We start from the raw sequence: 20,797 nt of genomic DNA on the forward strand, positions 1-20,797 counted from the left end.
AGTCTAAGACGCCGTCAGGCTCAGCCGTAGGGCAGGAACTTCTTGACGATGCGAGCGTCGGCTTCACACAGCACGGTGGTGCCGCGCGCGTTGCGGATGAACTTCTTCGTCCGCTTGATCATGCCGTGCCGCTTGCCCGCCTGGGCGGTCTTGACCTTGCCGGTCGCGGTCAGTTTGAAGCGCTTCTTGGCGCCGGACTTCGTTTTCAGCTTGGGCATTTTGCGTCCTTTCTTGCACGGCTGGCGCTGAACCAGCCGATTTGTGTTGGAAGCCGTTATGAACCGCCACGGCATGCCCTTTTGTCGCAAGGGGTTGGCACAAGGCCAACGGGTCCCGCGAAGCCGGGCGGCTCAGGACAGGGGCTTATAGGCAGCGTTCCGGCAAAACACAAGAGGATTCGTGCTGCTTTCCCACCCCGATGCGCCCCCGGTCGGGGTGGCGATGGCGGAACGAAAAAGGCCCGGCGCAAGGGCCGAGCCTTTTGGCGTTCCGGTCAGTGTCCTGACGGTGCCTCGGCGCTGTCGTCGGGCACCTGCGCGAAGGTCAGCGGGCGATCGGCGCCAGCACCATCACCATCTGCCGGCCTTCCAGCCGCGGATGGGATTCGACCTTGGCGAATTCGGCGGTCTCGTCACGCACCTTGTTCAGGAGAGCGACACCGAGGTCCTGATGCGCCATTTCGCGTCCGCGAAACCGCAGGGTCACCTTCACCTTGTCGCCTTCGTCGAAGAAACGCTTCATGTTCCGCATCTTCACCTCATAATCATGGGTGTCGATGTTCGGCCGCATCTTGATTTCTTTGACCTCGACGACCTTCTGCTTCTTGCGCGCTTCCGCAGCCTTTTTCTGGCTCTGGTACTTGTACCGGCCATAGTCGAGGATCTTGCAGACGGGCGGGGAAGAGTTCGGCGAGATTTCGACCAGATCGAGGCCAGCTTCTTCGGCGAGGCGCAGGGCTTCTTCCGTCGGCGTCACGCCGAGGTTGCCCCCGTCCTGATCGATGAGCTGTACTTCCCGAACGCGGATCTCTTGGTTTGTGCGCGGGCCTTCCTTGGTCGGCGGCGGTGCGCGGTATGGACGGCGAATGGTCGCGATCTCCTCTGTTGTTCAAACAAACGATGGGCCCGAATCGCAAAAGCCTTCCATGGCTTACGCCAAAGGCCCCGCACGTTGAACGCCGAGGTCAGGAAGGCAGGCAATCCGGAGACATGAAAATCCAGCGAAACCGCGGCAAAGTCAACCGTGTTTGCTGTCGGCGCGGCAATTGTCGATGAGCCTGTCATAGATCGCAAGGGTCGCCCCGCACATGGCCTCGCGCGAGAAGCGCGCGCTGACATGCCTGAGCGCCCGTGCGGTCACGTCAGTGCGGGTCCTGGCGTCGAGCGCCAGCACCTGGGCGAGGGCATCGGCAAGCGCGGACGCATCGCCGGCCGGAACCCGCCAGCCGGTGCGCGCCTCCTCCGCCACATCGGGCGGGGCGAGCACGGTTTCGCGTGCCCCGCCAAGGTCGGTGGCGATGATCGGCACCGAGGCCGCCTGGGCCTCCACCGCCGCCCGGCCAAAGGCTTCGGGCTCGGTCGAGGCGACCACCGAGACATCGGCGAGCGCCAGCGCCGCGGCCACATCGTCGCAGTGACCGGGCAACCGTATCCGGTCGGCGAGCCCTGCCGCTGCGATCCGTGCCTGCAGCATTTGCGAATACTCCCGCCGGCCCTGATCGTCGCCGGCAAGGATCGCGGTCCACGCCGCATCCGGATGCTCCGTGGCAAGCCGCGCCAAGGCGTCGATCAGCACCGTCTGGCCTTTCCAGCCGGTCAGCCGGGCCAGGTTCAGGATCACCGGCGTGCCGGCCGCGATCCCCCAGGCCTGCCGCAGGGCGTCGCGGCGGGCGTCGGACACCGCCTGCGGCGCCAGCCCGCCCAGATCCGAGCCGCGGTGGATCACCTTGAGCCGATCCGCCGCGAAGGGGTGGCGTTCGGCGATCAGCTCGGCGGTGTAGCGGGAGTTGGCGATCACTGCATCGCCCCGCACCATGACGGAATTGTACAGCCCCTTCAGCGCGTTGGTCTGCTTGTAGATGCCATGATAGGTGGTGACGAAGGGCCGCGCCGTACGCCGCGCGGCGATCAGCGCCGACCAGGCCGGGGCGCGGGAGCGCGCATGCAGGAGGTCGACCTGTTCCCGCTCAACGATTCGCGCCAGCGTGCCGGCGTTGCGCCAGATCCGCCAGGGGGATTTCGTCGCCAGCGGCAGGGTGATGTGCTCCGCCCCCAGTGCCTCCAGCTCCGCCACCAGCCGCCCGCCGGCGGAGGCGACCAGCGCCCGGTGGCCGGCAGAGACCAGCGCGGCGGCGATGTCGACGGTGGTCCGTTCCGCGCCGCCGGTTTCCAGCTCCGGGATGATCTGAAGAACGCAATAGGGGAGCACGGCGGGGTCCTTGGCGGGGCCTGTGGTGGCGGTCTGTCGCAAACGGCGCGATGGAAAGGGCGGGCCTTCTCATCGGCGCGCGCCTGTGCCAAACCCGGCAGCAGGCGAGGCATGGAGGCATAGTATGTCAGCACCGGAACTGCAATTCATCACGGTTGGCGAGGGCGCGGACGCCCGCCGCATCGCCATCGACCGGGCCGTGGGGACGCCCGATCGCTGCGGCTTTTTCTGGCTGTCCGGCTTCAAGTCGGACATGGCCGGAACCAAGGCGGAGGAGCTCGCCGGTTTTGCCGCGCAGACCGGCCGGGCGATGACTCGCTTCGACTATTCTGGCCATGGCGTGTCGGAAGGCGACTTCGAGGCGGGCACGATTTCCCGCTGGGCGGAGGAGGCGCTGGCGGTGTTCGAGCGCTGCTGCGCCGAGCCGACGGTCGTGGTCGGCTCCTCCATGGGCGGCTGGATCGCGCTGCTTCTGGCGCGGGCGTTGCGCGCGCGCGGGCAGGCCGTCGCCCCGCTTGCCGGCATGGTGCTGATCGCTCCGGCGCCGGATTTCACCGAGGAGCTGATGTGGAAGCAGGAGTTCACCGACGAGATTCGCGAGACGATCCTGCGTGAAGGCCGCTTCGAGCGTCCGTCCGAGTATGACGACAGCCCCTATGTGATCACCCGCGAGCTGATCGAGGATGGTCGCCGCAACCTGCTGTTGGGCGGGGCAGTGGAAACCGGCTGTCCGGTGACGATCCTGCAGGGCCAGCGCGACGACGCGGTGCCGTGGCAGCACGCCTTGCGATTGGTGGAGTGCCTGGCACGCGACGATGTGACCCTAACCCTCGTCAAGGACGGCGATCACCGCCTGTCGCGGCCAGAGGACATGGTCCGGCTGATGGCGGCGGCGGCAAGTCTTGCGGAGGGTGCCGAGGCCGATATCTGACGAGGGCGCCCGGATTTTCCGCCTCAGGTCATCGCTTTGTCGTATTTCGCGAAAAGGCTTGTCTTGGCATCATCTTTCCATCGGTTCCCAAGCGGTGAGGATTCCATGACAGGTCGCAAGCATTTCATTCTCGCAATCGACGGCGGCGGTGTGCGCGGGCTGGTGCCCTTGCGGGTTCTGGAAAGCCTCGAAACACGGATGCGCGCGCGCGGCAAGTCCGGGCCGCTGCACCGTTATTTCGATCTGATGGCCGGCACCTCCACCGGCGGCCTGATCGTCGCCGGCCTCAGCGCGCCGAAACCGGACGACATGAGCGGTGCCCCGGCGGCGACCGTCGAGGAGTTGCGCCGCTTTTTCGAGGTGGAGGCTCGCGAGGTGTTCCACCGTCGGCGGCTGCTGGAGCGCCTTGTCACCAATCCGCTGGCCCTGTTCGATCAGCGCTATGACGAACGTCCTCTGGAGCGGCTGCTCAAGGCCCGGTTCGGCTGGACCTCGATTGCCTCGGCGCTGACCCATGTGGTGCTGACCGCCTATGACATGGAGGCGCGCGAGGCGGTGTTCATGACCAACGGGCGCCAGAGCGACGGCAGCCGTCCGGATGATTTCTATATCTGGCAGGCAGTGCGTGCGACCACCGCCGCGCCGGTGTATTTCGAGCCGGCGAAGGTGGAAAATCTCACCCAAGGCACCGATCAGGTGCTGGTCGACGGCGGAGTGTTCCTCAACAACCCGGTGCTCACCGCCTATGTGGAAGGGCGCAAGCTCGGCTGGCGGCCCGAGGATATGGTGATCCTGTCGTTGGGCACCGGCGCGCGCCGTCACCGTGGCTACAGTTACGAGGAGGCTGCCGGCTGGGGTGCGCTTGGCTGGCTGTCGCCGGCAAATGACACACCGCTGCAGTCGGTGCTGTCGCATGGTCAGGCTACCACTGCCGCTTACCAGGCCGACTGGCTGCTGCCGGAGGCTGGCGTTGCCGAGGTGATCCGCCTCGATGGCGACTTGCCGCGCGCGGCCGAGGCGATCGACAACACCCGGCCGGGCAACATCATCGAGCTCAACGGCGTCGCCGACCGGATCATTCGCGACAACACCGAATTGCTCGACCGGCTTGCCGGGGAAATCTCCGAGCGGAGCGACTGGACCGCCGGGGGGCTGTCGCAGCATGGTTAACCGAGTGTAAACGCCTCGGTGCGACACTTGCATGAGCGCTCTTCAAGCCCCGCCCTTCCGGGCAAGAAGCAGCCGCACGCAGGTGGGGGTGAGGGAGAGATGCGGATGTCCCGGTTCCATCACGCACAGGAGATCCGCCGGAGAGCCGGTGTGACAGGCCGCGCGGCCGCACTCTGTCTGGCGCTTGCCGGCGGGGGAGCGGTTGCGTCATCGGCGCTGGCGGACACGCCGTTGCCGCGCGCCAAGCCCTCGGCCGATATCGCTCGGCTCGTTGCCACCTCCACCATTACGCCGGCGGCGCTGATGCCCGTGACTGTCGCCCCGGGCGAGGTTCCCCGGACGCAGGGCAGGGGCGAGGCGCAACTGGCGGCGGTGCCGCTGCCGGTGCCGGCACCGCAGAGCCGCCCGCCCGCCAGCTCTCCTGCTGCGCCGGTGGTCCGCGAGGGGGCCTTCAAACGTCCGTCCCGCAAGGCGGTGGCCAAGACCTATTTCGGCGCCCGGACCACGCCGGCGCCGCTCGCCGCCCGCTCCATCGGCTCCTACGCCAAGGGTTGCCTGGCCGGGGGGCGTGCCCTGGCGATCAATGGGCCGAGCTGGCAGGTGATGCGCCTGTCACGCAACCGCAACTGGGGCCATCCTGAGCTGATCGAGTTTCTGGAGAGCCTTGCCGCCGATGCGCCCAGGCTCGGCTGGAATGGGCTTCTCGTCGGCGATCTGGCACAGCCGCGCGGCGGGCCGATGCTGTCCGGTCACGCCAGCCATCAGATCGGCCTGGATGCGGATATCTGGCTGACGCCGATGCCGGACCGGGTGTTGACCCGCCAGGAGCGCGAGGAGATTTCCGCCGTCTCCATGCTCAAGGGGCCGTCGAACCTGAAGAACGCCGACCGGGGCGTCGATCCGGCGAAATGGACCGCCTCCCGCGCCCGGCTGATCCGCCGCGCCGCCAGCGATCCGCGCGTGGCCCGCATCTTCGTTCACCCGGGCATCAAGCAGGCGCTGTGCCGCTTCGAGACCGGCAATCGCGGCTGGCTGCGCAAGGTCCGGCCGTGGTGGGGCCATCACTATCATTTCCACGTGCGCATGACGTGTCCTGCGGGGAGTGCCGGCTGCAAGGACCAGAATCCGCCGCCGCCCGGCGATGGTTGCGGCAAGGAGCTGGCCTGGTGGCTGTCCGACGAGCCCTGGGTGCCGAAAAAGCCGGTGAAACCGTCGAAACCGGCGAAGAAAAAACCCGGGCTGACCCTCGCCGCCCTGCCCGATGCCTGCATGGATGTGCTGATGGCGCGCTAGAGGGGGCACTAATCCCCGTTGTGCCTGCGTGAAACCCCTTTGCGCTTGCGTGCGGCGATGGTAAACGGGCGCGCATGAGCACCAAGACCATCTCCGATATCCGCAACTTTTCCATCGTCGCCCATATCGACCATGGCAAGTCGACATTGGCCGACCGCCTGATCCAGATGACCGGGACGCTGACGACCCGTGAGATGAAGGAGCAGGTGCTCGATTCGATGGACATCGAGCGCGAACGCGGCATCACCATCAAGGCGCAGACCGTGCGCCTGATCTACACCGCCAAGGACGGGCAGCAATACAAGCTGAACCTGATCGACACCCCGGGCCATGTCGACTTCGCCTATGAGGTGTCGCGCTCGCTGGCCGCCTGCGAGGGCTCGCTGCTGGTGGTCGACGCCAGCCAGGGCGTCGAGGCGCAGACGCTGGCCAATGTCTATCAGGCGATCGACAACGATCACGAGATCGTCCCGGTGCTGAACAAGGTCGATCTGCCGGCGGCCGAGCCGGACCGTGTCAAGGAGCAGATCGAGGACGTGATCGGCCTCGATGCGTCCGATGCGGTGATGATCTCGGCCAAGACCGGGCTTGGCGTCGACGAGGTGCTGGAAGCCATCGTCACCCGCCTGCCGGCGCCGCAGGGCGATCCGGATGCGCCGCTCAAGGCGCTGCTGGTCGACAGCTGGTACGACGCCTATCTCGGCGTGATGGTGCTGGTGCGCATCATCGATGGCCGGTTGAAGAAGGGCCAGAAGATCAAGATGATGGGCACTGGCGCCTCCTATGAGGTGGACCGGGTCGGCGTGATGACGCCGAAGTTCCTGACCATCGACGACCTCGGCCCCGGCGAAATCGGCGTTCTCACCGCCTCGATCAAGGAAGTGGCCGATACCCGTGTCGGCGACACCATCACCGATGACCGCAAGCCCTGTGCCGAGGCGCTGGCCGGGTTCAAGCCGGCGCAGCCGGTGGTGTTCTGCGGGCTGTTCCCGGTCGATGCCAACGACTTCGAGGATCTGCGCGCGGCCATGGGCAAGCTGCGGCTGAACGATGCCTCTTTCTCGTTCGAGATGGAGACCTCGGCGGCGCTGGGCTTTGGCTTCCGTTGTGGCTTCCTCGGCCTGTTGCATCTGGAAATCATTCAGGAGCGGCTGGAGCGCGAGTTCGATCTCGACCTGATCGCCACTGCGCCGTCGGTGGTCTACCGGATGCATCTGACCGACGACACCTTGCAGGAGCTGCACAACCCGGCGGACATGCCCGATCCGGTGAAGATCGCCAGCATCGAGGAACCGTGGATCCGCGCCACCATCATGACCCCCGACGAGTATCTCGGGGCGATCCTGACCCTCTGCCAGGAGCGGCGCGGCGTGCAGGTCGATCTGAACTACGTCGGCAGCCGGGCGATGGTCACCTATGACCTGCCGCTGAACGAGGTGGTGTTCGATTTCTACGACCGGCTGAAGTCGATCTCCAAGGGCTATGCCTCGTTCGACTATCAGATCACCGATTATCGCGAGGGCGATCTGGTGAAGATGTCGATCCTCGTCAATGCGGAACCGGTGGATGCGCTGTCGGTGCTGGTGCACCGGTCGCAGGCCGACCGTCGCGGCCGGGCCATGTGCGAGAAGCTCAAGGACCTGATCCCCCGGCACATGTTCAAGATCCCGATCCAGGCCGCCATCGGCGCCCGGGTGATCGCGCGCGAAACCATTGCCGCCCTGCGCAAGGACGTCACCGCCAAATGTTACGGCGGCGATGCCACCCGAAAGCGCAAGCTTCTGGAGAAGCAGAAGGAAGGCAAGAAGAAGATGCGCCAGTTCGGCAAGGTGGAGATCCCGCAGGAAGCCTTCATCAAGGCCCTGAAGATGGATTCCTGAGTAGTATCGGCGTGGCGCTGTCGCGGCCTATTCGGCGGCGACCAGCGCCGGCCGTTGCCACGCGCCGCTTTCGATCTCCGCGATCTGCCGGTCGATCTGCTCCAGGACAAAGCGCGCGAACGGGCCAAGGTGGACATAGAGCGCCACCATCTGCAGCATCGGATTGAGCGCGCGCGGATTGCGCAGCAAGGTGTGGCCGATCATCCGCCACAGATGGCTGCGGTGGGCGGGGTGCTTGCGCGTGATCGACCAGATCAGCCGGCCCAGCTTCTTGAGATCGGAGCCGAGACGGGCGTTGAGCATGTCGCCATTGGGCCCGCTCATGTCCAGAAGCGACACCAGCTTGCGCAACCGGGCGAAATAGGCCTCCGGTGCATAGACCCGGGCGATCACCTTGCGATAATCGGCGAGGATTTCGGCGCGCGGCCGCAGGGTCTCGAAGTTGAGCCCGGCTGTGCATTGGTCGCCGACCTGATGTTCGGGGTCGGCCACGTCGAATTCGGCGTGAAGCCGCCCCTGCGCCGCCAGCCTCCGAGTGAGCTGGGTGGTGGGCAGGGCATAGAGCAGCCCGGCCATGGCAACCGGCACGGCCGCCTCCTCGATCAAGCCGGCAATCTCGTCGGCCACCCGGTCGCTTTCCTCATCGAAGCCGACGATGAAGCCGCCGACTACGAAGATGCCCGCCTCATAGACCTTGCGCACGCTGGCGGCGATGTCGCGGCGGGTGTTCTGCTTCTTGCGCGTAGCGGTGAGAACATCCGGATCGGGGCTTTCGATACCGATGAACACGACGAAGAAGCCGGCCTGCTGCATCATCGTTAGCAGGGCCTTGTCGTCGGCCAGGTTGAGCGAGGCTTCGGTCGACAGTTCGAACGGGTGCTTGTGGGCCTTCTGCCAGGCGATCAGCTCCGGCAGGAACGCCTTCACCGCTTTCTTGTTGCCGATCAGATTGTCATCGACGAAATCCACATGGCCGCGATAGCCGAGATCGTAGAGCGCCTGCAGCTCGCGCAGGATCTGCGCATTGGTCTTGGTGCGCGGCTTGCGCCCGTAAAGCTCGATGATGTCGCAAAATTCGCAGGTGAACGGACAGCCGCGTGAATACTGAACGTTGACCTGAACGTAATTGTCGAAATTCAAAAGGTCGAAGCGCGGCACCGGTGTCTGGGTGACGTCGGTCTTGAATTTCTCCGCCTCGAAAGTGCCCGCGCGCTCGCCCCGCTCGAAGGCGGCGATGAAGCGCGGCAAGACCTCTTCCGCCTCGCCGAGTACCCGGAAGTCGGCGTCGCCGTACTGCTCCGGGCTTGAGGTCACGTCGGGGCCGCCGACCACGACCGGAACCCCCGCGCTTCGGCATTTCGCGATGATCGTCTGCACATCCGACTGTTGCGGCAGCATGCCGCCGGTGAAGACGATATCCGCTGACCGGATGTCGTCCTCCGCCAGCGTGTCGGTGTTGCGGTCGATCAGCCGCACGCTCCAGCTGTCCGGCAGCATTGCCGCGACCGTGATCAGCCCGAGCGGTGGGGCGGGGTATTTCGCGCCGACCAGTTCGCAGGTGCTGCGGTAGTTCCAGAAGGACCCAGCCTGAAAGCGGGGGTAGACCATCAGCACGTTGATGTCGGTCGGCATCGTGGTCTCCCATGTCGGGGCATTGCAAGGCATGCCGGTCTCCGTGTCGGTCGGCACGCTGTCGTTGAGGCACGTTAACAAAACTTCCGTGAAAATACAGACCGAAAACGGCAGGACTCCACGCGGGAGGTGTGCCCGCCAGGTCTTTTTATGCATCGGTCTGACGGGAGCTATTGCAATTTGCAGAACAGTCACCATTTCTTAACAGTGATTGTTCATAAGTATTCGGCGCATTCGGAACCGGTAAGGTTTCCGCGGTCGGGCGACCCGATTTTCTACCCGGGCACGGCTGCTTCCGAAAATTCGCGTTTTCAGGCCCCGCAAGGGCCGGACCTCCGTCCGGTCTCATGTGCGGTGTGGCTGAGGACTGGCGGTGCCGGAAGGGATGGGCAATTGCCAAAAAAGCACAATGCCAAGAAAGCAGAAGAAAGAGACTTGAAATGCAGCTTGGAAATGTAAAGTGGTTCGATATCGGCACCGGTGTCGGACAGATTGAAGCGGACGAAGGCGACTTCGTTCATGTGGGCATTGATGTGGTTCGCCGTGCCGGCGAGGCAACGCTGCGCGAAGGCCAGTTGGTTGTCTATGACCTGGAATACGCGAAGGGCCGTTCGGTCGCCGACAACCTGCGCGTTCTCTGAACCGGAAACGAGCTGTCCCGGACCGGACAAGGTCTCCGGGGCGGATAGGACTGACCTCTTGAACTGATGCATCGAGGGCAGCTCCGTGAGAGCGCCAGATGCCGGAAACGGGGCGCCGTGCGTGTGAAGCACGCCGCCTTCAGTTTCCCCCGCCCGCCGGCGTGGATCGCGCCCGGGCCGACATCTTCCGCAACCGCACCATCGCCACCAGGCCAAACGCAGGGCCGAGCGCCAGAAGGGCCAGCATGACCGGCCAGCCGAGCGCTTCGGCCAGCATTGGTGTTGCCTGCACGGTGATGAAGCTCAAGGTAAAGCCAAGCGCGGTTTGCAGGGTCATCAGACTGCCGGCTTGCTCTGGCGGTGCATGATCGGCCACCAGCGCGGAAAACTGCGCGGAATCCGGAATGATCGAAAACCCCCAGACAAGGAAGATCGCGCCGACCAGCAGCGGCGCGCCGCCGAAGCTGAGTGCCGCGGCAATGGCGCAGGTGCCGCTGGTCGCAAGTGCGGCAATGGCGACGTTCTCCTTGCCGATCCGGTCGGCGATCCAGCCAGCGCCGATACAGGCGCAGCCCCCTGCGGCGATCGCGGCGAAGGTGACGATGCGCGCCCATGCCAGCGCCTCGCCGCCCTCAAGAGTGAGGGCGAAGGACGCGGTCATGGCGGCGACCGCCCAGGTCCACACCGCATAGAGCTCCCACATATGGCCGAGATAGCCCGCATAGGCGAGGCGGATGCCCCGGTTGGTCCAGGCGGAGGCAATGACGCTCGGGTCGAACCGGGCGGCGCTGGCGTGGTGCGGGCCAAGCCGGACCAGCAGCGCCAGGCCGGCGGCGGCGAGCGCAGCCAGCGAGGCGGTGATGACCGTTGCCCGCCAATTGGCGCCGCCGGCAAAGGAGATCAGATACGGCGCGGCTGAGCCGAGTGTTACGGCGCCGACCAGAAGGCCGACGAGAAATCCCCGGTCGCGCACCCCCCAGCCAACCGCGATCTTCATGCCCACCGGATAGACGCCGGCAAGCAGCGCGCCGGTGGCCATCCTTGCGGCAATCGCCGCGCTGCCGCCGATGGGCAGCACCAGAAGGCTGGCGTTGACCAGTGCGGCCAGTGCCGCACAGGCGGCGAACAGACGGCTGGGGTGGATCCGGTCGGGCAGGCCAAGCACCGCCGAGGTCAGCGCTCCGATGACGAAGCCGATTTGCACCCCGCTCGACAGCAGCGCCTGGCGCAGGCTGGACACCGGCGCCTCGCGCAGCATCTCCGGCAGGATCGCCGCCGAGACGAACCACAGGGAAAGGGCGGCCACCACGGCAATGGCCAGCAAGGTGAGGGCGGTGGTCTTGATCGCCGTGGCTCCTGTCGGTCAGCGGCGGGGGCGCCGTACGACGAAGCATCGTTTGTTTTGAGCCGACCGGTCAACCGGGGCGATCCTCGGCGATCCGGGCCGGATTTTCGATTGACCGGATTTTTGTTTCGTTTGATTGTCCGCCCGGTCGGCATTGAAAGAAAACGAAACTTCGGGAGGCATCGCCGGATGAGCGGATTTATCCTCGCCATTGATCTGGGCACCACATCCAGCCGGGCCATCGTCTTTGACGAGGCCTTGCGGTCGGTGGCGAGCGGGCAGCAGGAGTTTGCCCAGCATTTTCCGCATTCCGGCTGGGTGGAGCATGATCCGGAAGACATCTGGACCAGCACGCTGGCGGTCTGCCGCGAAGCGCTTGCCGGCGTTCCTGGCGGCGCTTCTGAGATTGCCGCAATCGGCATCACCAACCAGCGCGAGACCACGGTGGTGTGGAACCGCAAGACCGGCCGGCCGGTGGCCAATGCCATCGTCTGGCAGGACAGGCGCACGGCCGCAACCTGCGCCCGGCTGAAGCGCGAGGGCCATGAAGCGGCGGTGATCGAAAAGACCGGCCTGCTGCTCGATCCTTACTTCTCCGGCACCAAGCTCGCCTGGATCCTTGATCATGTGGAGGGGGCCCGCGCGGCGGCCAAGGAGGGCGATCTTCTGTTCGGCACGGTCGACAGCTGGCTGATCTGGCGGCTGACCGGAGGCCGCTCCCATGTGACCGATGCCACCAACGCCTCGCGCACCCTGCTTTACAACATCAATGACAATTGCTGGGACGCGGAGCTTTGCGCGCTGCTCGATATTCCCATGTCGATGCTGCCGGAGGTGAAGGACAGCGCCGATCTGTTCGGCACGGTCGATGCGGAGCATTTCGGGGCTGAACTGCCGATCCTCGGGGTTGCCGGCGACCAGCAGGCGGCGACCGTCGGCCAGGCCTGCTTTGCGCCCGGCATGGTCAAGTCGACCTATGGCACCGGCTGTTTCGCGCTGATCAACACCGGTGATACCCGTGTGGTGTCGCGGAACCGGCTCTTGTCGACCATCGCCTACCGGCTCGACGGTGAGACCACCTATGCGCTGGAGGGCTCGATCTTCGTCGCCGGCAGCGCGGTGCAGTGGCTGCGCGACGGTCTGAAGATCATTTCGCAGGCGGATGAAAGCCAGCGGCTTGCCGAAGCCTCCGACCCGGAAGCGCGACTTTACATGGTGCCGGCCTTCGTTGGCCTCGGCGCGCCCTATTGGGATCCGGATGCGCGCGGCGCGATCTTCGGTCTCACCCGGGCGAGCGGGCCGGCTGATTTCTGCCGTGCGGCGCTGGAAAGCGTCGGCTATCAGACACGGGACCTGATCGAGGCGATGCGTAGTGATGCCTCCGGCATCGGTGAAGAGAACATGGTGCTGCGGGTCGATGGCGGCATGACCGTGTCCGACTGGACCATGCAGTTCCTCGCCGACAGTCTCGGTGCGCCGGTCGACCGGCCGGAGGTGCTGGAGACCACGGCGCTGGGCGCGGCCTGGCTCGCCGGCTGGAAGGCGGGGGTCTGGCCGGACCGGGAGGCCTTCGCCGAGCGCTGGCGGCTGGAGCGCCGCTTCGAGCCGCAGATGTCGGCGGAGGAACGCGACAGGCTTTACGCCGGCTGGCAGGACGCGGTCGCCCGCACCCGCTCCGCCGGCAGTGGCGCCTGAGCCTTCTCTAGCGCCAGCCGTCCCGGTAGAGCGCCTCCAGCGCCTGCCGGTAGTCGGGAAAGCGGAAGGCGTAGCCCAGCTCCCGCTTCAGCCGGGCGTTGGAAACCCGCTTGTTCTCGCCATAGAACGAGCGGGCCATCGGCGACAGCTCGGCGGTTTCGAAATCCTGATCCGGTGGCGGGGTCCGGCCCAGCAGCTCGGCAGCAAAGGCAACCACATCCTGCGGCGGGGCCGGTTCATCGTCGGTGACGTTGAAGATTCGCGTTGCCGGGGGGGCGTCGATGGCCGCCTCCAGCGCGCCGGCGATATCCGCCACATGGATGCGGTTGAATACCTGCCCCGGCTTGACCAGCCGCCGGGCGGTGCCCTTGTCGAAGTTGACGAAGGCATTGCGCCCGGGACCGTAGATGCCGGCGAGGCGAAAGATCTCGACCGGAAGGCCACTGGTCTTGGCCCAGTCAAGCCACGCTTCTTCCGCCGCCAGCCGCTGCACCGAGCGCCGGGACACCGGCCGGCAGGGCGTGTCCTCATCGACCCAGGCGCCATCGTGATTGCCGTAGACCCCGACGGTGGACAGGTAGCCGGTCCACTGCGGCCGGGCTGCGCTGAGATCGCCCCGGTAGTGCCGCAGCACCGGATCGCCGTCTGCATCCGGGCCGATGGAGATGAGTACGTGACTGGCCTGTCGCAGCGCTTCGGCGGTTGCCGGATCGCGCACCGTGCCGTCGAACAGGAACGGGGCGATGCCCGCCGCCGTCATCGTCGCCGCCTTGTCGGCGGAGCGGGTGGTGGCGCCGATCCACGAGCAGCGGCCGCGGACCCGCTCGGCGAAGGCTGAGGCGGAATAGCCGAAACCGAAGATGAACAGGCGCATGGCGGACCTTTGCGGTTGGGTCAGGTCAGCGACAGGTCGTCGCGGCGGATCTCGTAAAGCATCACGGCGGTGGCGACCGCAAGGTTGAGGCTGTCGGCCTGGCCCACCTGGGGAATGCGCGCCAGATGGGTGCAGGCCTCGGCCATCTCGTCCGGCAGGCCGGCCTGCTCGTTGCCCATCAGAAGGAGGGTTGGCCGCGCGTAGGGGATGGTTCGGTAGTCGGTCGAGCCCTTGAGATGGGTGCCGACCACCGTTCCCGGCCATTTCTTCGCCAGCGCGCGAAACGCCTCCCGGCTCATCCGGGTCATCGGCACGTGGAAGATCGAGCCCATGGTGGCCCGCACCGCTTCCACGGCGAAGGGATCGGTGGTCTCGCCGATGAGCAACAGGCCCCGGGCGCCGACCGCGTCGGCGGTGCGCAGGATGGTGCCGAGGTTGCCCGGGTCGCGCACGTGGTCAAGGGCGATCCAGACCCCTTGCGGGTCCTTCGCGATCGCCTCGGGGGCGAGGAACTTCTGTTCGTAGACGCCGACCACCATCTGCGGATTGTCGCGGCGGGTGACGGCGGCGAGGACCGCGGTGGAGACCTCCAGGATGGTGGCCCCGCGTGCCCGCGCCCGGGCGGCGGTCTCGCGGGCCGCGTCGCTTTCCAGCGCCTCCGGTCCCAGAACCAGCATGTCGATGGTCCAGCCGGCGGCGAGCGCGTCGGTCGCCAACTTCAGCCCTTCCGCGACGAAGCGGCCGGTCCGCTGCCGGTGCTTGCGCTGGCCGACCAGCGCCTTGATGTCCTTGATCAGCGGATTGGAGAAGGAGGTGATCTTCTTGACCGGTCCTGGCCGTCCCGTGCCGCCGGCCGGCGGGCGGGCGGCGCTCATGCTCCGCTCCAGCGCGAGAACAGCGAGGTCGACAGCGCCCGGTCGCCGGCTTCGGCGCGCAGCACCAACTCGCCCGATTCCAGAAGGCCGCCCCGGGTCTTCAGCGTGTCGGCCATCACCTCGTGCAGCGACAGGAAGGAGGAGCGGATCGCATAGGCGGTCAGCACCAGGAACCGGGCATCGGGCGCCAGAATGCGCTCCAAGAGGGTGAGCATTTCCGGCAGGCTTTCATAAAGGTCCCAGATCTCGCCCTTCGGGCCGCGTCCGTATTTCGGCGGGTCGAGGACGATGCCGTCATAGGTGTTGCCGCGCTTGACCTCGCGGGCGACGAATTTCAGCGCGTCGTCGCAGATCCAGCGGATCGGCAGATCCTCCATACCCGACAGCGCCTGGTTCTCGCGCGCCCAGCCGATTGCTTTCTTGGAGGCATCAACATGGGTGACCTTCGCGCCCGCCGCCGCCGGCAGCAGGGAGGCAAGCCCGGTGTAGCCGAACAGATTGAGGACCTTCAGCGGTCGGTTGGCGCGGCGCACCTGATCGGCCATCCATTGCCAGTGGGCCGCCTGTTCGGGGAAGACGCCGACGTGACGGAAGGACATGAAGCGGCCGAGATAGCGCACCCCGTCATAGGCCATCTCCCAGGTTTCCGGCAGGTCGCGGTTGACGCGCCAGCGGCCCGGCCCGTCATCCTCATCGGTGCCGGTGAACACGGCATCCGCCGCGTCCCAGGCGCGGGGCGGCAGTCGGCGCGGCCCCATGGCCTGCGGTTCCGGCCGGTCGACGGTCACCGGGCCGTAGCGCTCCAGCTTGCGCCCCTCGCCCATGTCGAGCAGGGCATAGTCATCCCAGCCACGGGTCTCCAGCATCACCGGCCAGACGGAGCGCGGCGGCTTGCCGGGAGCGGCCGGAACGGCACTGGACAAGGGGTCGGACACGGGAAAGCGCCTCCACTGGCTGCGGACATGAGGAAAAGGGCTCGGTCCGGATCGCCTTAAGACGCTTCGCGGCCTGGGTCAATGCGCCTGCCGAAACTGTACGGGCGTACCTGCGCGGGTGCGATGGCGCTTCTGTTGCGGTGCACAACGATCCCTTGTCACTTTTTTCTTGAATTCAAGCACTTGCAAGGTCGCGGCTGGTTGTACAAGCTGACCTCGATGAAACAGCGGCCGACCTCGCGCGCGCCCGGGCGGTGTGCGCTGACCTTGCGGAACCGGTGCATGCGGCGGACCGGCGTCAGGGACGCGTGTCGGCGATGGAGGACAGGATATGGATCTATCTGGCGAGTACCGGATTGCCGCGGGGCGCGAGGCCGTCTGGGCGGCGTTGAATGACGCGGATGTGCTGCGCCAGTGCATTCCCGGTTGCAAGGAACTTGAAAAGCACTCCGACACGGAGATGAGCGCCACGGTGGTGGCGAAGGTCGGACCGGTGAAGGCGACCTTCAAGGGCGCCGTCACGCTTGAAGACCTGAACCCGCCGGAAAGCTACCGGATCGTTGGCGAGGGCAAGGGCGGTGTCGCCGGTTTCGCCAAGGGCGGGGCGGAGGTGCATCTGACCGAAGACGGCGACGAGACGGTCCTGACCTATGACGTCAAGGCCCAGGTCGGCGGCAAGCTGGCCCAGCTCGGCAGCCGGTTGATCGCCTCGACGGCGCGCAAGATGGCCGATGAGTTCTTCGGCACCTTCAAGGGGATCGTGGAGGACGGCGGCGCGGCGGCGGCCCCGTCCGCGGCGGCGATGGCGGGCGATGGTCCGGATGCGGGCGTGATCGAAGAGGCGAAGACCATCGCCCTTGATCATGCGCCCGAAGCGGTGGTGGAGGCGGCGGAGGCCGTCGAAACCCGCATCGAAAAGGCGGTGCATGATGTCGAGGTCGAAGTGGAGGCTGCGGCCGGACGCGGGGTGCTCGGCGGACCGATGGTCTGGGGGCTGATCGCGCTGGCGGGTGTCATCGTCGTGCTGGCCTTGATGGGATAGGCCGGAAGGACGGTTGAAAGGGTCGTGGAACCAGCGGGAGCCGGCCATCGGGGCGGGTCCTGCGAGAACGATTGAGCAGGGAGGAAGAGCATGGCCGACGTGACCATGACGGTAAACGGGAAGACGGTGTCGAAGACGGTGGAGGACCGCACCTTGCTGGTCCAGTTCCTGCGTGAGGGCGCCGGGCTGACGGGCACTCATGTGGGCTGCGACACCTCGCAATGCGGTGCCTGCGTCGTGCATGTGGACGGCAAGGCGGTGAAGTCCTGCACCATGCTGGCCGCCCAGGCCGCCGGCTCCGAGGTAACCACCATCGAAGGGCTGGCCTCCGGCGGCGAGCTGCACCCGGTGCAGGCGGCGTTCCGTGAGCATCACGGGCTGCAATGCGGCTTCTGCACGCCGGGCATGATCATGGCGGCGGTCGACATGATCAACCGGCTCGGCGGTCCGCTGGACGAGGCGACGATCCGCGCCGAGCTGGAAGGCAACATCTGTCGCTGCACCGGCTATCACAACATCGTCAAGGCCATTGCCGCGGCCAGCGCCGAAATGGCGGGGGTGCGGACCGCCGCGGAATAAGGCGCGGCGGGCGAAGGGCCGCGCGGCCGGGAGAGACGCGGGTACCCTTGGGAGGGGGAACGCGAGGACCCGGCACGGGAAGGACTGGCCCGGAAAGCATTGGCAAGGACGACAGTGACGCCCGTTAAAAGGCGGGTGAGGGAGGAACCAGGATGACATCTTCTGCTGAGGGTATCGGCGCGCGGGTGACGCGGCGCGAGGACAAGCGGTTCGTGACCGGCAAGGGGCGCTACACCGACGACATGACCGTTCCGGGCATGGCCCATGCGGCCTTCGTGCGTTCGCCGCACGCCCATGCGAAAGTGACTTCGCTCGACGCCTCGGCGGCGCGGGCGATGCCGGGCGTCGAGGCGGTGCTGACCAGCGAGGAACTGGTCGCCGATGGCGTCGGCAACCTGATCTGCGGCTGGATGATCCATTCCAAGGACGGCTCGCCGATGAAGATGGGCGCCTGGCGGGCGCTGGAAGGTGACACGGTGCGCCATGTGGGCCAGGCGGTGGCGGTGGTTGTCGCCGACACCCCGGCGCGGGCGCGCGATGCCGCCGATGCGGTGGTGGTGGAGTATGAGCCGCTCGACGCGGTGGTCGATGCGCTCGACGCGCTGAAGCCCGGCGCGCCGCAGCTTCATCCGGAAGCGGAAGGCAACCTCATCTACGATTGGGAGATCGGCGATCAGGCGACGACGGATGCCGCTTTCGCCTCGGCCGCCCACGTGACGCGGATGGAGATCCGCAACAACCGGCTGGTGCCCAATGCGATGGAGCCGCGCGCGGCGCTCGCCTCCTATGACGAGGCGGAGGAGCATTACACGCTCTGGACCACCTCGCAGAACCCGCATGTGGCGCGGCTGGTGCTGTCGGCGTTCTACAACATCGCCCCGGAACACAAGCTGCGGGTGATCGCCCCGGATGTGGGCGGCGGCTTCGGCTCGAAGATCTTCATCTACCCGGAAGAGATGGTCTGTCTCTGGGCCTCGAAGAAGACCGGCTTGCCGGTCAAGTGGGCGGCGGACCGCACCGAGGCGTTCCTGACCGACGCCCATGGCCGCGACCATCATTCGGAGGCGGAGCTGGCGCTGGACGCCGACAACCGGATCACCGGTTTCCGGGTGAAGACGGTGGCCAATCTCGGCGCCTACATGTCGCTGTTCTCCTCCTCGGTGCCGACCTATCTCTACGCGACGCTGCTGTCGGGCCAGTACGCCATTCCGGCGATCCACGCCAACGTCAAGGCGGTCTACACCAACACCACGCCGGTCGATGCCTATCGCGGCGCGGGCCGGCCGGAAGCCACCTATCTTGTCGAACGGGTGATGGAGACGGCGGCGCGCGAGGTCGGCATGGATCCGGCCGAGTTCCGCCGCAAGAACTTCGTCCGCTCCTTCCCGCATCAGACGCCGGTGATCATGTGCTACGACGCGGGCGATTATGATGCCTCGCTCGATGCGGCGCTGCAGGCAATCGACTACGCCGGCTTTGCCGCGCGCAAGGCGGAGGCGGCAAGCCGCGGCAAGCTGCGCGGCATCGGTTTCTCCTGCTATATCGAGGCCTGCGGCATCGCCCCGTCCCAGGCGGTGGGCTCCCTCGGCGCCGGCGTCGGCCTGTGGGAATCGGCGGAGGTGCGGGTCAATCCGGTGGGCACCATCGAGGTTCTGACCGGCTCGCACAGCCATGGCCAGGGCCATGAGACCACCTTCGCCCAGCTCGTCTCCGATCGCTTCGGGGTTGGCCTCGACACCGTGTCGATCGTCCATGGCGACACCGACAAGGTCCAGTTCGGCATGGGCACCTATGGCTCGCGCTCCGGCGCGGTTGGCATGTCGGCGATCGTCAAGGCGCTCGACAAGGTGGAGGCCAAGGCCAAGAAGCTCGCCGCCCATCTGATGGAGGCCGCCGAAGGCGATATCACCCTTGAGGGCGGCACCTTCAAGGTCGCCGGCACGGACAAGGAGCTGCCGTTCTTCCAGGTGGCGCTGGCCGCCTACACCGCCCACAACATGCCCGAAGGCATGGAGCCGGGCCTGAAGGAAGGGGCGTTTTACGATCCCACCAACTTCACCTTCCCGGCGGGCACCTACATCTGCGAGGTGGAAATCGACCCGGACACGGGCAAGACCGAGATCGTCGATTTCGTCGCCGCCGACGATTTCGGCACCATCATCAATCCGATGATCGTCGAGGGTCAGGTGCATGGCGGGCTGACGCAAGGCATCGGCCAGGCGCTGCTGGAGAACGCCGCCTATGACGAGGACGGTCAGCTTCTGAGCGGCTCCTATATGGACTACTGCATGCCGCGCGCCGACGACGTGCCGTCCTACCGCTTGATGACCACGGTGACCACCTGTCCGGGCAATCCGCTCGGCATGAAGGGGTGCGGCGAGGCCGGGGCCATCGGTTCGCCGCCGGCGGTCATCAACGCCATCACCGATGCCATCGGCAGCAATGATCTGGTGATGCCGGCAACCCCGGCGGCCGTCTGGCAGGCGATCCGCCAGGGGCGCACGGCGGAGGCCGCCGAGTAGATCCCGTACCGTGCGGGGCTGGCGGGAAACGCCGCCGGTCCCGTCCGGTTGCATCCATGGACAAGGCGCCGTGCGTGGATCCCCGCGCGGCAGGACGAAAGAGGTTTCCCGGGTAAGCATCCGGGCAAGGTTCGGGCGAGGAGAGACCCATGTATGAAACGACCTATCACCGCGCGGAAAGCGTTGCCGATGCGGCGACCCGGCTGGCTGGCGCCGAGGATGGCAAGCTTCTGGCCGGCGGCCAGACCCTGCTGCCGACCATGAAACAGCGGCTCGCCGCCCCGTCCGATGTGATCGACCTGACCCACATCGCCGACCTGAAGGGCATTGCCGAGACCGGCGGCGGTGTGCGCATCGGCGCGGCCACCACCCATGCGGAGGTCGCCGGCTCGGAGATCGTCAAGCGCCTGCTGCCGGGGCTGGCGGCGCTGGCCGGTCATATCGGCGATCCGCATGTCCGCCATCGCGGCACCATCGGCGGCTCGCTGGCCAACAACGATCCGGCGGCGGATTATCCCAGCGCGGTGCTGGCGCTCGGGGCGGTGATCCACACCTATACGCGTCAGCTTCCGGCCGAGGAATTCTTCGCAGGCATGTTCGAGACCGCCCTTGACGAGGGCGAGATCATCACGGCGGTGGAGTTCCCGGCGGCAACGGCCTCTGCCTATGCCAAATACCCCAATCCGGCCTCGCGCTATGCCATGGCCGGCGTCTTCGTCGCCAGGCTCGGCGATGGCGGCGTGCGGGTGGCGGTGACCGGCGCCGGTCAGGACGGGGTGTTCCGGCACGAGGGCATGGAACAGGCGCTTGCCGGCAATTTCGCCGCCGAAGCGCTCGATGGCATCGCCGTCGACGCCGACGAGATGCTGTCCGACATTCACGGCTCGGCCGAGTATCGCGCCCATCTGGTCACGGTGATGGCCAAGCGCGCGGTCGCCGCCTGCGGCTGACGGCTG

At 66.6% G+C, this 20,797-nt stretch carries 18 protein-coding genes; 10 read left to right on the top strand and 8 right to left on the bottom strand.

What is annotated here, in order from left to right; all coding sequences use genetic code 11:
• Positions 1-20: 20 nt before the first annotated feature.
• The 3 genes from rpmI to LC062_RS12745 all read right to left on the bottom strand — a co-directional run bounded on the left by rpmI (position 21) and on the right by LC062_RS12745 (position 2,427).
• Positions 21-218 carry a 50S ribosomal protein L35 gene (rpmI, locus tag LC062_RS12735; protein WP_224911405.1) on the bottom strand — a complete coding sequence of 66 codons (198 nt, stop codon included), beginning with the start codon at positions 216-218 and terminating at the stop codon, positions 21-23.
• 325 nt (positions 219-543) lie between these two features.
• Positions 544-1,086, bottom strand: coding sequence for a translation initiation factor IF-3 (gene infC, locus LC062_RS12740; RefSeq protein ID WP_224911457.1), 543 nt, complete (start codon positions 1,084-1,086; stop codon positions 544-546).
• A gap of 150 nt (positions 1,087-1,236) precedes the next feature.
• Positions 1,237-2,427: a glycosyltransferase family 4 protein gene (locus LC062_RS12745; protein ID WP_224911406.1), complete on the bottom strand. Its 1,191-nt coding sequence runs from the start codon at positions 2,425-2,427 to the stop codon at positions 1,237-1,239.
• Positions 2,428-2,551: 124 nt separating this feature from the next.
• Between LC062_RS12745 and LC062_RS12750 the strand changes: the two genes are divergently transcribed.
• The 4 genes from LC062_RS12750 to lepA all read left to right on the top strand — a co-directional run bounded on the left by LC062_RS12750 (position 2,552) and on the right by lepA (position 7,701).
• Positions 2,552-3,358: an alpha/beta hydrolase gene (locus tag LC062_RS12750; protein WP_224911407.1), complete on the top strand. Its 807-nt coding sequence runs from the start codon at positions 2,552-2,554 to the stop codon at positions 3,356-3,358.
• A 105-nt stretch (positions 3,359-3,463) separates the two neighbouring features.
• Positions 3,464-4,528, top strand: a complete 1,065-nt coding sequence (locus LC062_RS12755) for a patatin-like phospholipase family protein (RefSeq protein WP_224911408.1) — start codon at positions 3,464-3,466, stop codon at positions 4,526-4,528.
• A 150-nt stretch (positions 4,529-4,678) separates the two neighbouring features.
• On the top strand, positions 4,679-5,821 hold the full coding sequence (gene mepA / locus LC062_RS12760) for a penicillin-insensitive murein endopeptidase (protein ID WP_224911409.1): 1,143 nt from the start codon (positions 4,679-4,681) through the stop codon (positions 5,819-5,821).
• A 74-nt stretch (positions 5,822-5,895) separates the two neighbouring features.
• The gene (gene lepA, locus LC062_RS12765; RefSeq protein ID WP_224911410.1) at positions 5,896-7,701 is read left to right on the top strand and encodes a translation elongation factor 4; all 1,806 of its coding nucleotides are present in this window, start codon (positions 5,896-5,898) and stop codon (positions 7,699-7,701) included.
• Positions 7,702-7,728: 27 nt separating this feature from the next.
• Here the strand turns inward: lepA and LC062_RS12770 are convergent, their stop codons facing one another.
• Positions 7,729-9,333, bottom strand: coding sequence for a B12-binding domain-containing radical SAM protein (locus tag LC062_RS12770; protein WP_224911411.1), 1,605 nt, complete (start codon positions 9,331-9,333; stop codon positions 7,729-7,731).
• A gap of 440 nt (positions 9,334-9,773) precedes the next feature.
• Here LC062_RS12770 and LC062_RS12775 point away from each other — a divergent pair, with 440 nt between their 5' ends.
• The gene (locus LC062_RS12775) at positions 9,774-9,974 is read left to right on the top strand and encodes a cold shock domain-containing protein (RefSeq protein WP_224911412.1); all 201 of its coding nucleotides are present in this window, start codon (positions 9,774-9,776) and stop codon (positions 9,972-9,974) included.
• 139 nt (positions 9,975-10,113) lie between these two features.
• Here the strand turns inward: LC062_RS12775 and LC062_RS12780 are convergent, their stop codons facing one another.
• Positions 10,114-11,298, bottom strand: a complete 1,185-nt coding sequence (locus LC062_RS12780; protein ID WP_224911413.1) for an MFS transporter — start codon at positions 11,296-11,298, stop codon at positions 10,114-10,116.
• A 210-nt stretch (positions 11,299-11,508) separates the two neighbouring features.
• Here LC062_RS12780 and glpK point away from each other — a divergent pair, with 210 nt between their 5' ends.
• Positions 11,509-13,014, top strand: coding sequence for a glycerol kinase GlpK (glpK, locus tag LC062_RS12785; RefSeq protein WP_224911414.1), 1,506 nt, complete (start codon positions 11,509-11,511; stop codon positions 13,012-13,014).
• A 7-nt stretch (positions 13,015-13,021) separates the two neighbouring features.
• Here glpK and LC062_RS12790 read toward each other — a convergent pair whose 3' ends face one another.
• From LC062_RS12790 to LC062_RS12800, 3 genes are read right to left on the bottom strand one after another with little or no spacing between them, the layout of a single operon-like run.
• Entirely contained in the window at positions 13,022-13,888 is an 867-nt protein-coding gene (locus LC062_RS12790; protein WP_224911415.1) for an SDR family oxidoreductase, read from the bottom strand.
• Between the two features lie 20 nt (positions 13,889-13,908).
• A complete protein-coding gene (locus LC062_RS12795; protein WP_224911416.1) occupies positions 13,909-14,763 on the bottom strand; it encodes a TrmH family RNA methyltransferase in 855 nt (284 codons plus the stop codon).
• A complete protein-coding gene (locus tag LC062_RS12800) occupies positions 14,760-15,698 on the bottom strand; it encodes a class I SAM-dependent methyltransferase (protein WP_224911417.1) in 939 nt (312 codons plus the stop codon). Before LC062_RS12800 ends, LC062_RS12795 begins: the two co-directional genes overlap by 4 nt.
• Before the next feature lie 331 nt (positions 15,699-16,029).
• Between LC062_RS12800 and LC062_RS12805 the strand changes: the two genes are divergently transcribed.
• The 4 genes from LC062_RS12805 (at position 16,030) to LC062_RS12820 (ending at position 20,791) form a co-directional block, all read left to right on the top strand.
• Positions 16,030-16,740, top strand: coding sequence for an SRPBCC family protein (locus LC062_RS12805; protein ID WP_224911418.1), 711 nt, complete (start codon positions 16,030-16,032; stop codon positions 16,738-16,740).
• Between the two features lie 90 nt (positions 16,741-16,830).
• On the top strand, positions 16,831-17,319 hold the full coding sequence (locus LC062_RS12810; RefSeq protein WP_181761004.1) for a (2Fe-2S)-binding protein: 489 nt from the start codon (positions 16,831-16,833) through the stop codon (positions 17,317-17,319).
• Between the two features lie 152 nt (positions 17,320-17,471).
• A complete protein-coding gene (locus LC062_RS12815; RefSeq protein WP_224911419.1) occupies positions 17,472-19,841 on the top strand; it encodes a xanthine dehydrogenase family protein molybdopterin-binding subunit in 2,370 nt (789 codons plus the stop codon).
• Positions 19,842-19,990: 149 nt separating this feature from the next.
• Entirely contained in the window at positions 19,991-20,791 is an 801-nt protein-coding gene (locus tag LC062_RS12820; RefSeq protein WP_224911420.1) for an FAD binding domain-containing protein, read from the top strand.
• Positions 20,792-20,797 lie beyond the last annotated feature (6 nt).

The organism is Stappia indica (assembly GCF_020177335.1).
Classification (GTDB): Bacteria; Pseudomonadota; Alphaproteobacteria; order Rhizobiales; family Stappiaceae; genus Stappia; species Stappia indica_B.

Bases quoted from the DNA above. Each gene is read 5' to 3' on its own strand.
- rpmI (WP_224911405.1), bottom strand. From the start codon at position 218: ATGCCCAAGCTGAAAACGAAGTCCGGCGCCAAGAAGCGCTTCAAACTG.
- LC062_RS12750 (WP_224911407.1), top strand. From the start codon at position 2,552: ATGTCAGCACCGGAACTGCAATTCATCACGGTTGGCGAGGGCGCGGAC.
- LC062_RS12755 (WP_224911408.1), top strand. From the start codon at position 3,464: ATGACAGGTCGCAAGCATTTCATTCTCGCAATCGACGGCGGCGGTGTG.
- lepA (WP_224911410.1), top strand. From the start codon at position 5,896: ATGAGCACCAAGACCATCTCCGATATCCGCAACTTTTCCATCGTCGCC.
- LC062_RS12770 (WP_224911411.1), bottom strand. From the start codon at position 9,333: ATGCCGACCGACATCAACGTGCTGATGGTCTACCCCCGCTTTCAGGCT.
- LC062_RS12775 (WP_224911412.1), top strand. From the start codon at position 9,774: ATGCAGCTTGGAAATGTAAAGTGGTTCGATATCGGCACCGGTGTCGGA.
- glpK (WP_224911414.1), top strand. From the start codon at position 11,509: ATGAGCGGATTTATCCTCGCCATTGATCTGGGCACCACATCCAGCCGG.
- LC062_RS12790 (WP_224911415.1), bottom strand. From the start codon at position 13,888: ATGCGCCTGTTCATCTTCGGTTTCGGCTATTCCGCCTCAGCCTTCGCC.
- LC062_RS12795 (WP_224911416.1), bottom strand. From the start codon at position 14,763: ATGAGCGCCGCCCGCCCGCCGGCCGGCGGCACGGGACGGCCAGGACCG.
- LC062_RS12805 (WP_224911418.1), top strand. From the start codon at position 16,030: ATGGATCTATCTGGCGAGTACCGGATTGCCGCGGGGCGCGAGGCCGTC.
- LC062_RS12810 (WP_181761004.1), top strand. From the start codon at position 16,831: ATGGCCGACGTGACCATGACGGTAAACGGGAAGACGGTGTCGAAGACG.
- LC062_RS12815 (WP_224911419.1), top strand. From the start codon at position 17,472: ATGACATCTTCTGCTGAGGGTATCGGCGCGCGGGTGACGCGGCGCGAG.
- LC062_RS12820 (WP_224911420.1), top strand. From the start codon at position 19,991: ATGTATGAAACGACCTATCACCGCGCGGAAAGCGTTGCCGATGCGGCG.